Here is a 12,472-nt window from a genome sequence, read left to right as displayed (position 1 = left end):
CCGTGATCCGTGAGGGGGAACAACAGTGACGGGAAATCACGCGTACACCGGTGGAATCGCCAACGCCCGGCGGACCCGACTGGGCACCGGCTGGGTGCCGTCGCACCTCGCCGACCCCCGCGAGTACGAGGTGACCAACGGTCCGGTGGCCAACGAGCGCCGGTCCCGGGCGGAGGACGAGGCCGAGGGCGCCGAGGCCTGACCGACCGCCGCCCCACGCACCGATGCGGGCGTGTGGTGGGCGCGCCCGCCACACGCCCGCACCACCAACCGGCCGGGTGACTAGGCTCGGCCGGGTGGAGCAGACCCGAGGCCGGTTCGCCGAGCCGCCGCTGACACCCCGCACCGCCGTGATCTGGTCGGTGCTCCGCGCCGAGCTGGACCGGCGCGGCGACGCCGAGCTCACCGTGCTGGACGTGGGCGGCGGCACCGGCGGTTTCGCCGTTCCGCTGGCCCGTGCCGGGCATCGGGTCACCGTCGTCGACGCCAGCCCCGACGCGCTCGCCGCGCTCACCCGCCGTGCCGCCGAGGCCGGGGTGGCCGACCGGATCGCCGCCGTGCAGGGCGACGGTGACGCCCTCGCCGGGCTGGTCGAGCCGGCCGGCGTCGACCTGGTGCTCTGCCACGCCGTCCTGGAGGTGGTGGACGACCCGACGCCGGTGGTGGCCGCGCTGGCCACCGCGCTGCGCCCGGGTGGCGCGGCCAGTGTGCTGGTGGCCGGCCGGGCCGCCGCCGTGCTGGGCCGCGCGATGAACGGGCACCTGGACGTCGCGACCACCCTGGCCGCCGATCCGGCCGGCACCGCGGGCCCGCGCGACACGCTGCGCCGACGCTACGACGCCCCGGGCGCCGCCGCGCTGCTCGGCGCGGCCGGGCTGGTGGTCGAGGAGATCCACGGGGTACGCGTGCTGGCCGACCTGCTGCCGGCCGCGGTCGCCGATGGGCAGTCCGCCGCCGTGGTCGAGCTGGAACGTGCGCTGGCCGCCCAACCGCCGTACCGGGACCTGGCCGCCCAACTGCACCTGTTCGCCCGCCGGCCGGCATGATCGCCGAGGCCGGTGGTCGGCCGGCGCCGCTGGAGATCCTCGGGCCGGACCACGGCGGTGGCCGTCTCGCCGACGTGCTGCCCAGCGCGCTGGCCGTGCTGGGGGTGCCCGGCTCGACCGATCCGCTCGGGCTCCGGCCCGAGCTGGCCGGGGTACGCCGGATCGCCGTGCTGCTCGTCGACGGGCTCGGCTGGTACCAGCTGCCGACCGCGGCGCCGTACGCGCCGACTATCGCCGGGCTCGCCGCGACGGTGGCCCGGCCGCTCATCGCCGGTTTCCCGTCCACCACGCCGACCAGCCTGGTGTCGCTGGGCACCGGTGTCGCGCCGGGCGCGCACGGGGTGCTCGGCTTCACCGTGCGGGTGCCCGGCACCGATCGGGTGCTCACCCACACCGACTGGGCCGCCGATCCGTCGCCGCTGCGCTGGCAGCCGGTGCCCACCCAGTTGGAGCGGGCCCGCGCCGCCGGGGTGACGACGAGCGTGGTGAGCCGGCCGGAGTTCGGCGGCAGTGGGTTGACCCTGGCCGCCAACCGGGGTGGCGACTTCCGGGGCGCCGCCGGCGGGGACGCGGTGGCCACCGCCATGCTGGCCGCGCTGGCCGCCGGGGCCGGGCCCACCCTGGTCTCCGGCTACCACGCCGACCTGGACCGGCACGGCCACGTCAGCGGCGTCGACTCGGCGCCCTGGCGGGTCGCCGCCACCGAGGTGGACGCCCTGGTCGCCCGGCTGGTCGACGGGCTGCCGCCGGACGCGGCGCTGCTGGTGACCGCCGACCACGGGCAGCTCGACATCCCTGCCGCGCACCGCTTCGACCTGGACACCGATCCGCGACTGCGGGCCGGCGTGCGGCTGGTGGCCGGCGAGGCCCGGGTGCGCTACCTGCACGTCGAGCCGGGCGCGGTCGACGACGTGCGGGCCGCCTGGTCGGAGGTGCTGGGCGCCACGGCCCGGGTACGCACCCGCGACGAGGTGGTGGCCTCCGGCTGGTTCGGGCCGGTGCCCGAGGAGCACCTGGGCCGGATCGGCGACGTGGTGGTGACCTGCAACGACACGTACGCGGTCATGGCCAGTCGTACCGAGCGGCCGATGGCGTCGAAGTTGGTGGCCTACCACGGGTCGGACACCGCCGCAGAGCTGACCGTGCCGCTGCTGGTCGTGCGGGGCTGACCCGGGGAGGGTTCGGCCCGCTGGCCGATGGTGGTGTCGTACCCCCGGGATAACCTGCCGGGATGGGCCGCAGCCAGTCGTTGCCCCGGGGCGACGATCCGCGCTTCGGGCCGGACGCCGACGACTCCGCCAGCCCGATCCTGCACGTCGACATGGACGCCTTCTTCGCCGCCGTCGAGGTGCGCCGCCGCCCCGAGCTGCGCGGCCGGCCGGTGGTCGTCGGTGGCGTCGGCCCGCGCGGGGTGGTCAGCTCGGCCAGCTACGAGGCCCGCCGGTACGGCGTCCGCAGCGCGATGCCGACCAGTCAGGCCCGGGCCCGCTGCCCGCACGCGGTCTACCTGCCACCGGATTTTTCCGCCTACACGGCCGCCTCCCGGGCCGTCATGCAGATCTTCCGGGACGTGACGCCGCTGGTCGAGCCGCTCTCCCTCGACGAGGCGTTCCTCGACGTGACCGGCGCCCGTCGGCTCTTCGGCTCCCCGGCCACCATCGCCCGGCTGATCCGCCGCCGGGTCGCCGACGAGCAGGCGCTGACCTGCTCGGTCGGGGTGGCGTCGACCAAGTTCGTGGCCAAGCTGGGTTCCACCCGGGCCAAGCCGGACGGCCTGCTGGTCGTCCCCCCGGGGCAGGTGCTCGACTTCCTGCACCCGCTGCCGGTGGACGCCCTGTGGGGGGTGGGGGAGCGCGCCGCCGAGGCGCTACGCCGGCTCGGCCTGAACACCGTCGGCGACCTCGCGGAGGCTCCGGTGGGCATGCTCCGCCGGGCCGTCGGTGCCGCCTCGGCCTCGCACCTGCACGAGTTGGCCTGGGGGCGCGACCCGCGCGGGGTCAGCCCCGAGCACGTCGACAAATCGATCGGCGCCGAGGTGACCTTCGACGTCGACGTGGCCGACCCGTTGGAGATCCGCCGTGCGTTGCTCGCGCTCAGCGCGAAGGTCGGTGTCCGGTTGCGCGGCTCCGACCAGGTCGGGCGCACCGTCTCACTCAAGGTCCGGCTGGCCGACTTCCGCACCGTCAGCCGATCTCGCACCCTCGACGTTCCCACCGACACCGCCCGCGAGATGTTCGACACGGTCTGGGCGCTCTACACCGCGTTGGACCCGGGCGAGCGGATCCGACTCGTCGGTGTCCGGGTGGAAGGGCTTGCCCCGGCGCAGGGCGCTCCCCGGCAACTCACCCTCGGCGCGCCCGAGCGTGGCTGGCGCGAAGCGGAAGCTGCTGCGGACGCCGCCGCTGCCCGTTTCGGGCGGTCCGTCATAGGTCCGGCCAGTCTGATGGGCAACCGTGATCCCCGTCGAAACGAAAATCCACCCCGCCCATAGGTCGTCCCGCTTTCCGACGCGCGACCCCCCTCGTAGACTTGCGGGTAAGCAGCCGGTTGGCTGCCACGGTCTGTCGGCCCGAGTGGGCCCGACCAACGTGACCGGGGAGGAGTGCCGTGCCGCTCTCGGAGCACGAGCAGCGGCTGTTCGAGCAGATCGAGCGGTCGCTTGCCGAGGACCCCAAATTCGCCTCGGCCGTGCGCGCCAGCGATCCGCGCTTCCATGCGCGGCGTCGCCTGCTCGTCGCCGCCGGCGTCATCATCGCTGGCTTGGCTCTACTGGTCTATGGCGCGGTGATCAAGACTCCACCACTGGCGGTGGCGGGCTTCGTCGTCATGCTGGCGTCGGCCGCGTTCGCGGTGCAGTCGCACCGGCGGGCGCAGTCACCCGACCTGCACGTGGTGGGCGGCACGACGAGTCGTCGTCGTCCCCGCGGTGGCCGATCCGGTCGCCGGTCGTCAATCCTGGACCGCATGGAGGACAGGTGGCGGCAGCGCCCGGAGGGGCACCGCTGAGCCGGTCCCGCCGCTGAGGCGGGCCATACGCCGCGACGAGCGGTCGCCGGGCACAGGCCCCCGGCGACCTCCGTCGTATCCGCGCGCCCTATGCGATGCGCGCCTTCTCTGCTGCGCCCTCTCCCGCATGATCGTGCTCGATCCTGCAAGTAGTGGCATCGTGCGCGAGGGGAGCGGCCTCTTTCCTGGATCGAGCACGACCTTGGAAGGCAGCAGCTGAGGCGGGTGGGGCGGCGGTGGTGGCCGCCGCCCCGGACCTGGAACTGATCAGCGAGCGGCCCGGTCGGCCAGCAGCCGTCGAGGGTTCCACCGCAGCAGTCGGTACCGGGCCTGCCCGGTGAGCGCCACCATTCGGCCGGACCTGTCGGCCATGGCGGTGCGCCAACGCAGCAGCACCGACGGCGGCAGCACGGCGGCGAGCAGGCGGGTCCGTCGGTCCGCCCGCGCGGCGAGCGCCCCACGGACCGCGCGTAGCGCCGGCAACAACCGCTCACCGGTCAGCGGATCCCGCGCGTAGCGGGCCCGCTCCTCCGCCCGGCCGAGCAGCCGCGCCGACCCGATCGCGTCGGCATCGTCGAGGGCGTCCCGGACGAGGCGGTCCGCGGTCGCCCTGGGCGTCTCGGTCGGATCGACCGGGACCCGGAAGTCCACCAGCGTGTCGAGCAGCTCCGCCCAGGCGGCGTGCGCATCCGCGCGGGCCCGGTTGGCGTCCGCGCTGACCACCACCGGACGTGCCCCTGGCTCGCTGTCGCCGTCGACCCTGGCGGAGGCCATCGCCCCGCTCACCGCGCGGCCACTGCGTCGGCGGCGCAGGGCCATCCGGCGCAGCGCGGGCACCGCGAGCAGCAGCAGCAGGGCAACCAGGCCCGCTGCCCACCAGGGCCAGACCGGTGGTTGCTCGTTCGGCGTCGTCCCGCCGAGAGCGAGCCCGTCGTCGGTGTCCCGGTCGGCGTTGTCCACGTCGGACGGCCCGGCCGAGGCTCCCGGCTCCGTCGGGGCGCCCGTGGCCTCGCTGCTCGGGCTGGTCGCCTCCGGCGCGTCAGTGTCCGGTGCCCAGGCCGACCGCGTGGAGCCGGGCACCCCGTACGCCGGGGTGGCGTCGAACGGCACCCAACCGGCCCCGTCGAAGAAGACCTCGGTCCAGGCGTGCAGGTTGAGGTTGGTCAGCGTCAAGGTGTCACCGTCGCGCTTGCTGCCGTTGGTGAATCCGAACGCCACCCGGGCCGGGATGCCGGCCGCGCGGACCAGCCAGGCCATCGCCGCTGCGTACTGCTGGCAGTAGCCGACCTTGTTGGTCAGAAAGTTGACGATGTCCTGACCGCTGCTGCCGCTCTCGGTGCTCAGCTGGTACTTGAATCCGTTGTCCGCCGAGAAGTGCCGGTAGATCGACAGCACCCGGTCGTACTCCGTGCGCTTGCCCTGAATCAACCCCTTGACCAGCTCCTCCACCTCGGGCACCGGCCCGGGGGTGGCGGTCATCTGTCGGCGCACGGGGTGTTCGGTCGGCAGTGACTTCGCAGCCCGCAACGCGTCGGGCGTGAAGGTCGAGCGGACGTAGTCGAAGGAGTACTTCCGACCGCGGGAGTTCTCCCGGTTGGAGAAGACGACCTGCTGGCTGGCGTCATAGAGCCAGTTGTCGCTGAGGTCGTCGGCGCGGGTCGGCTCGGCGTACACCGGCATCAGCGACATGCTCAGGCTCTTGGTGACCTCGACGGTCGCCTGGTAGGTGGTCTGCTGCACGCCTGGACCGGCACGGTCGGCCGGGTTCGGCAGGTCCCCGTTCACGGACCGACCGCTGGGGTTGCGCGCCTGGAAACCAGCGGGGCGCAGCTCGTCGGCGACCGCGTAGCGCAGGTAGAACGGACTCTGCTCGGACGTCTTCACCTTGACCAGGTCGGCCACCTGGGACTGGTTGAGCTGACCGGCGAGCGAGGCGAACAGGTCGATCCGACCCGACGTGCCGCCCGAGCCGGACCCGTTGCCGGATCCGTTGCCCGGCCCCCGGCTGAGCGAGTCGAGCAGCCCGCCGGTCATGCCGGGCACCGCCAGCGGCAGCACCACCGCCAGGGCCACCCCGACCGCCGCGAGTCGGCGGCCGGCGGACGCCAGCGGAGAGGCCTCCCACACGTCGACGTCGCGGCCATCACCGGTGAACCGGCGCCCGAAGCGGCGCACCCGGTCGACGTTGTCGGTGACCAGCAGCCAGAGGTAACCGGCGGCGCCCACCACGAACGGCACCGCGGGAACGCTGTCCACGTAGACGGCGACCGGCACCGAGTAGATGGCGAGCATCGGCAGCCCCGCCAGTGCGGGCCGGCGCAGCCCGACGGCCAGTACGTCGACCAGCACGGCGACCGCACCGACGCCGAGCACGGCGATGAACAGCAGCGGGTCCGTGTCCGGGACCTCGACCCCGTACGAGCGCATGTCCTGCACGGAGCCGGCGAGCAGGTCGCCGAAGTACGCGAACGTGCCCGGGGTGGGCAGGATCGCGAGCAGCTCCTGGCCGCTGGGGAACAACCAGGTCAGGGCGAGCATCAGGCCGGCCAGCATGCCCAGCACCTGACCCCACAGTGGTGCCCGGGCGAGGCGGGTCAGCGCGGCCACCCCGGCCACCACGGCGACCGCGATGATGGACTCGATCAACCACGTCCAGCCCTGGAAGATGGCCGACAGCGGCGCGGCGGCCAGCAGCGTGGCAGCGGCCGCCACCATGCCGATGTTCCGACTGCTGATCATGAGGGAAGCCTTCCGTTCATCGCACACCGCCGGCGACCGTCTCGGCCAGCGCGGCCCGCAGGGCGAACCCCTGGGCGCCCCGACCGACCTGCGGCCACAGCGCCGGCAGCCGGCCGCCGTGGTCGACGCCGACCACCCGCCAGCCACTCTGCAACATGGCGAGGACGGCGGCGGCGTGGGCGTGCTCCGCCTCGGACCGCGCCTTCTCCGGCAGGCTGAGCCAGGTGGAGCTGTTCAGCAGGAAGCCGACACAGGTGGCGCCGTTGCCCCGCAGCCCGGCCAGCAGCTCCGCCTCGGCGACGCTCACCGTGCCGAACAGGCCGATGATCAGACCGCCGTCGGCGCGCTGGCGGACCCGCTGCACGAGGCCGGTGACCTCGGCGCGCTGATCCAGTCGGACCTCCGCGAGGTGGTCGAGCAGCGCGCCGTCCCCGCCGGCCTCCGAGGCGTCCACATCTGCCCCCGAGCCGGTGACCAGGCGCAACTTGTAACCGGCCTGCCGCAGGTGGACGGCGATGCTCGCGGCGGCCGAGACCGACCACTCGAAACTGGCCGTCGGCCCCTCGCCGCGGTGGCCGTATGCCCGGGTGTCCAGGACGACGGTGGCCCGGCTCTCCCACGGTTGCTCCTCGCGGCGCACCATCAGCTCACCGGTGCGGGCGGTGGACTTCCAGTGCACCCGGCGCAGGTCGTCGCCGCGCCGGTACTCCCGGGTCGCCGCGTCGTCCTCGCCGTGCACCGCCACCGAGCGGGCCCGGCTGTCGCCGCTGCCCGCGTACTCCCCGGGGAGCCGGACTGACGGCAGCGGGGTGACCTGCGGGATGACCGTCAGGTGGTCGGTGCTGGGGAAGGAGCGGGTGAGCTCGCAGAGGCCGAACGGGTCGGTCATCCGGACGACCAGCGGGCCCACGTCGTAGCGACCCCGCACGTCGGCCCGCACCGTGTACGCCACGGAGCTGGCCTGGTGCGCGCCGAGCCGCTCCAACACCACCCGGGGCCGGCTGCCCAGCGCGTAGGGCAGCCGGTCCTCCAGGAGCAGGGTGCCGGTCGGCAGCCGGGAGAGGTTCTGTAGGCGCAGCACCACCCGGGAGTTGGCGCCGACCGGAACCCGGTGCGGGTCCAGCGAACGGTTGCAGGCCAGCTTGTAGCGGCTCCGCCCTACGTAGGCGGCGGCCAGCAACGGCAGGATGGCCAACAGCACAGCCACCCGGAGCAGGTCCTTCTCGCCGAGGATGCCGGCCGAGATCGCCGCCGCGACCGCAGCGGCGAGGAAGGACCGCCCGCGGGTGGTCAGCCCGCGTAGCCCGGCACGCACGTCATGGCCTCCGCGGCTCGTAGGGTGCGCGACCGTTGCCGGTGGCGGGGGGCCGGGTGTCGTACGGGTTGCGCTGCCGGTCGTGTGGCAGCGGCAGGCGGTGCACCAGCTCGGAGACGATCGCGTCGGTGGTGCGCCGGGCGAGCTGCGCGTCGGCGGTCGGGATGATCCGGTGGGCGAGCACCGGCACCGCCAGGGCCTGGAGATCGTCGGGAAGGACGTAGTCGCGGCCCTCCAGGGCGGCGACCGCCCGGGCGGTGCGCAACAGTTGCAGGGTCGCCCGGGGGGACGCGCCGAGCCGCAGGTCGGGGGCCTCGCGGGTGGCGGTGACCAGGTCGATCGCGTACTGCTTGACCGCGTCCGCGACGTGCACCTGCCGGACGGTGGCGATCAGCTGCCGGACGATGGCCGCGTCGGAGACCGCGCGCAGCTCGTTCAGCGGATCGGTGGCGCCGTGCCCGTCGAGCATGGCCAGCTCGGCGTTGGAGTCCGGGTAACCCATCGCGATGCGGGCGGTGAACCGGTCGCGCTGCGCCTCCGGCAGCGGATAGGTCCCCTCCATCTCGATCGGGTTCTGGGTGGCGATCACCATGAACGGCGTCTGGAGCTGGTACGTCACCCCGTCGACGGTGACCTGCCGCTCCTCCATGCACTCCAGCAACGCCGACTGGGTCTTCGGCGAGGCCCGGTTGATCTCGTCGCCGACCACCAGGTTGGCGAACACGGCACCGGGACGGAACTCGAAGTCGTGCGTCTCCTGGTTGTAGACGCTGACCCCGGTGACGTCGCTGGGCAGCAGGTCGGGGGTGAACTGGATCCGCCGCACGGTGCAGTCGATGGACCGCGCGAGGGCCTTGGCAAGCTTGGTCTTGCCGACGCCCGGGACGTCTTCGATCAGGAGGTGACCCTCGGCGAGCAGGACGGCCAGGGCGAGCCGCACGGTGGCGGTCTTACCCTCGATGACCTGCTCGATGTTGGCCACGATGGCCTCGCTGGCGGCGCGGAACTCGTCGTGCGGCAACAAGCCGCCCACCTCGTCCCAGGTCTGTTGTGTCACGGGCCTCCTCCTCGTCGCCGTCACGGCAGCTCTCTAGAGAGCACCTGGACCCGCCGTTGGGTTCGCGACGTCGAGCCTCGTTTGCCGCAGGAATCTCACTAGTCTCTCAGGCTAACCATGTTTGTCGTTATCGCCGACCCCCGCAGGTAGTCCGTCGGTTACGCACCGATATTCGCCAGCTCGGGGGAACGGGCTTCGACCCGCCCGGGGGCCGGCAGGGCGAACCGTGGAAGAGGTACACTGCGGGGCATGGCCGGAGTCTTCCTGCTTCTTACCGGGCCGTGCTGATGCGCTGAACGCAGCGACAGCACGGCGGCCCCTCCTGCGCGAGGGGCTTTTTTGTGCCCGCCGCCGGCCCGGCCCGGTGGTGCCGAGACGAAGCGAAGCGAAGCGAGGAGAGACGATGAGTGAGGCAGCCGCACCGGCGGGCGACATTCCCCCGTTCCGGTACACCGCGGCCCTGGCCGACGAGATCGAGATTCGTTGGCAGGACATCTGGGCGCGCGAGGGCACCTTCCACGCACCGAACCCGACCGGCCCCCTGGCCGACCCGACCCACCCGCGCGCGGGCGCGGAGAAGCTGTACGTGCTGGACATGTTCCCGTACCCCTCCGGAGCGGGCCTGCACGTCGGCCACCCGCTGGGCTACATCGGCACCGACTGCTACGCCCGCTACCAGCGGATGGCCGGCCGCAACGTGCTGCACGCGATGGGCTTCGACGCGTTCGGCCTGCCCGCCGAGCAGTACGCGGTGCAGACCGGCACCCACCCCCGGACCACCACTGTCGCGAACATCGAGCGGTACAAGGCGCAGCTGCGCCGGCTGGGGCTGGCGCACGACGAGCGCCGCTCGGTGGCCACCATCGACACCGACTTCTACCGCTGGACCCAGTGGATCTTCCTGCAGATCTTCAATTCCTGGTACGACCGCGACGCCGGCCGGGCCCGTCCGATCGCCGAGCTGATCGCCGAGTTCGAGGGCGGTAACCGGCCCACCCCGGACGGCCGCGCCTGGGCCGAGCTGAGCGTCGCCGAGCGCCGCCAGGTCGTCGACGACCACCGCCTGGCGTACGTCTCGCAGGCGCCGGTGAACTGGTGCCCGGGGCTGGGCACCGTGCTGGCCAACGAGGAGGTCACCGCCGACGGCCGTTCCGAGCGGGGCAACTTCCCGGTCTTCAAGCGCAACCTGAAGCAGTGGATGATGCGGATCACCGCGTACGGTGACCGGCTGATCGACGACCTGGACACACTGGACTGGCCCGAGCCGATCAAGCTGATGCAGCGCAACTGGATCGGCCGCTCCACCGGCGCCCACATCGACTTCCCGACCAGCGCGTCGCCGGTGCGGGTGTTCACGACCCGCCCGGACACCGTCTTCGGCGCCACCTACATGGTGCTGGCGCCCGAGCACGAGCTGGTCGACACGCTGGCGCCGGCCAACTGGCCGGACGGCACGAGGGACGCCTGGACCGGCGGGCACGCCAGCCCCCGGGAGGCCGTCGAGGCGTACCGCAAGGCGGCAGCCGCCAAGACCGACGTCGAACGGCAGTCCGACACCAAGGAGAAGACCGGCGTCTTCATCGGCGCGTACGCCACCAACCCGGTCACCGGTGGGCAGATCCCGATCTTCATCGCCGACTACGTGCTGGCCGGCTACGGCACCGGCGCGATCATGGCGGTGCCGGCACAGGACGAGCGGGACTGGGCGTTCGCCGAGGTCTTCGAGCTGCCCATCGTCCGTACCGTGCAGCCGGCGGAGGGCTTCGACGGCAAGGCGTACACCGGGGACGGCCCGGCGATCAACAGCGCCGCGCCCGAGCGCGGCCTGGACCTGAACGGCCTGGGGGTCGCCGACGCCAAGGCGGCGATCATCGCCTGGCTGGAGGCGAACGGGCACGGCAGCGGCGCGGTGACCTACCGGCTGCGCGACTGGCTGTTCTCCCGGCAGCGTTACTGGGGCGAACCGTTCCCGATCGTCTACGACGAGACCGGCGCGGCGATCGCCCTGCCGGAGGAGATGCTGCCCGTCGAGCTGCCGGAGGTCGACGACTTCTCCCCGAAGACGTTCGACGCCGACGACGCCAACAGCAACCCGGAGACCCCGCTGTCGCGGCGGCGCGACTGGGTCGAGGTCGAACTGGACCTGGGTGACGGGCCGAAGCGCTACACCCGGGAAACCAACGTGATGCCGCAGTGGGCCGGCTCCTGCTGGTACGAGCTGCGCTACCTGGACCCGACCAACAGCGAGCGGTTCGTCGACGCGGAGAACGAGCAGTACTGGATGGGCCCGCGCGCCGACGGTGACTGCGGGGGCACCGACCTGTACGTCGGTGGCGCCGAGCACGCCGTGCTGCACCTGCTGTACGCGCGGTTCTGGCACAAGGTGCTGTTCGACCTGGGGCACGTGTCGTCGTTCGAGCCGTTCCGCAAGCTGTTCAACCAGGGCATGATCCAGGCGTACGCGTACACCGACTCGCGCGGCAGCTACGTGCAGGCCGAGGAGGTCTTCGAGCGCGACGGCGCCTACTACCTGGGTGACCTGGCGGTCAACCGCGAGTACGGCAAGATGGGCAAGTCGCTGAAGAACGTGGTGACCCCCGACGACATGTGCGCCGCCTACGGCGCGGACACCTTCCGGGTGTACGAGATGTCGATGGGCCCGCTGGAGGTCTCCCGCCCCTGGGAGACCCGGGCGGTGGTCGGCTCGTACCGGTTCCTGCAGCGGGTGTGGCGGGCCGTCGTCGACGAGCAGACCGGCGCCCTGCGGATCACCGAGGACCCGGCCGACGAGGCGACCCGCCGGCTGCTGCACAAGGTGGTCGACGGGGTCCGTGGCGACATGGACGGGATCCGGTTCAACACCGCGATCGCCAAGCTGATCGAGCTGACCAACGGGCTGACCCGACTGTCGGCCACGCCCCGCGAGGTGGCCGAGCCGCTGGTGCTGATGGTGGCGCCGTTCGCCCCGCACGTGGCCGAGGAGCTGTGGCGCAAGCTGGGCCACGACACCTCGCTGACGTACGCGGACTTCCCGACCGCGGACCCGGCGCTGCTGGTGGCCGACACGGTGACCTACCCGGTGCAGGTCAACGGCAAGGTCCGTGGCCGCATCGAGGTCCCCGCCGACGCCGCAGAGGAGACGGTCCGCGCGGCGGCCCTGGACGCTGTGGCGGCGGCCCTGGCCGGCAAGGAACCCCGCAAGGTCATCGTGGTCAAGGGCCGAATGGTCTCCGTGGTCGCCTGACGCTGCCCGCCCTCACCGGCGTCGATCATGGAGTTGTGGTGCCTGGTTCGCCCCTTGGCAGGGGT

9 protein-coding genes are annotated in these 12,472 nt (G+C 72.9%); 6 read left to right on the top strand and 3 right to left on the bottom strand.

Annotation, left to right across the window (positions count from 1 at the left end):
- Positions 1 to 25 precede the first annotated feature (25 nt).
- The 5 genes from ACQRWP_RS19160 to ACQRWP_RS19140 all read left to right on the top strand — a co-directional run bounded on the left by ACQRWP_RS19160 (position 26) and on the right by ACQRWP_RS19140 (position 4,052).
- Complete coding sequence (locus ACQRWP_RS19160; RefSeq protein WP_334499276.1) at positions 26 to 202, top strand: hypothetical protein; 177 nt, start codon at positions 26 to 28, stop codon at positions 200 to 202.
- 22 nt (positions 203 to 224) lie between these two features.
- The gene (locus ACQRWP_RS19155; RefSeq protein ID WP_430496594.1) at positions 225 to 1,046 is read left to right on the top strand and encodes a methyltransferase domain-containing protein; all 822 of its coding nucleotides are present in this window, start codon (positions 225 to 227) and stop codon (positions 1,044 to 1,046) included.
- Entirely contained in the window at positions 1,043 to 2,215 is a 1,173-nt protein-coding gene (locus ACQRWP_RS19150) for an alkaline phosphatase family protein (RefSeq protein WP_430496592.1), read from the top strand. Before ACQRWP_RS19155 ends, ACQRWP_RS19150 begins: the two co-directional genes overlap by 4 nt.
- A gap of 62 nt (positions 2,216 to 2,277) precedes the next feature.
- Positions 2,278 to 3,537, top strand: coding sequence for a DNA polymerase IV (locus tag ACQRWP_RS19145; RefSeq protein WP_430496590.1), 1,260 nt, complete (start codon positions 2,278 to 2,280; stop codon positions 3,535 to 3,537).
- A gap of 116 nt (positions 3,538 to 3,653) precedes the next feature.
- On the top strand, positions 3,654 to 4,052 hold the full coding sequence (locus ACQRWP_RS19140; protein WP_030334542.1) for a DUF3040 domain-containing protein: 399 nt from the start codon (positions 3,654 to 3,656) through the stop codon (positions 4,050 to 4,052).
- A gap of 267 nt (positions 4,053 to 4,319) precedes the next feature.
- On the opposite strand, the gene ACQRWP_RS19135 is transcribed toward ACQRWP_RS19140, so the two are convergent.
- Genes ACQRWP_RS19135 through ACQRWP_RS19125 form a run of 3 tightly spaced genes read right to left on the bottom strand, consistent with a single transcriptional unit; the run spans position 4,320 to position 9,163 of the window.
- Complete coding sequence (locus ACQRWP_RS19135; protein ID WP_430496588.1) at positions 4,320 to 6,791, bottom strand: transglutaminase TgpA family protein; 2,472 nt, start codon at positions 6,789 to 6,791, stop codon at positions 4,320 to 4,322.
- 16 nt (positions 6,792 to 6,807) lie between these two features.
- Positions 6,808 to 8,106, bottom strand: coding sequence for a DUF58 domain-containing protein (locus tag ACQRWP_RS19130; RefSeq protein ID WP_430496586.1), 1,299 nt, complete (start codon positions 8,104 to 8,106; stop codon positions 6,808 to 6,810).
- Between the two features lies 1 nt (position 8,107).
- Complete coding sequence (locus ACQRWP_RS19125) at positions 8,108 to 9,163, bottom strand: AAA family ATPase (RefSeq protein WP_355494220.1); 1,056 nt, start codon at positions 9,161 to 9,163, stop codon at positions 8,108 to 8,110.
- A 403-nt stretch (positions 9,164 to 9,566) separates the two neighbouring features.
- Between ACQRWP_RS19125 and leuS the strand changes: the two genes are divergently transcribed.
- Positions 9,567 to 12,407, top strand: coding sequence for a leucine--tRNA ligase (gene leuS / locus ACQRWP_RS19120; RefSeq protein WP_430496583.1), 2,841 nt, complete (start codon positions 9,567 to 9,569; stop codon positions 12,405 to 12,407).
- Positions 12,408 to 12,472: the final 65 nt, after the last annotated feature.

The sequence above is a fragment of the Micromonospora trifolii genome, from assembly GCF_050516465.1.
Classification (GTDB): domain Bacteria; phylum Actinomycetota; class Actinomycetes; order Mycobacteriales; family Micromonosporaceae; genus Micromonospora; species Micromonospora trifolii.
Note: the sequence above shows the minus strand (reverse complement) of the source record. Positions and strands in the feature narration are given on the sequence as shown.

Excerpts from the sequence above, each read along its gene's own strand:
- leuS (WP_430496583.1), top strand. The coding sequence starts at position 9,567 with ATGAGTGAGGCAGCCGCACCGGCGGGCGACATTCCCCCGTTCCGGTAC.
- ACQRWP_RS19135 (WP_430496588.1), bottom strand. The coding sequence starts at position 6,791 with ATGATCAGCAGTCGGAACATCGGCATGGTGGCGGCCGCTGCCACGCTG.
- ACQRWP_RS19150 (WP_430496592.1), top strand. The coding sequence starts at position 1,043 with ATGATCGCCGAGGCCGGTGGTCGGCCGGCGCCGCTGGAGATCCTCGGG.
- ACQRWP_RS19155 (WP_430496594.1), top strand. The coding sequence starts at position 225 with ATGCGGGCGTGTGGTGGGCGCGCCCGCCACACGCCCGCACCACCAACC.
- ACQRWP_RS19145 (WP_430496590.1), top strand. The coding sequence starts at position 2,278 with ATGGGCCGCAGCCAGTCGTTGCCCCGGGGCGACGATCCGCGCTTCGGG.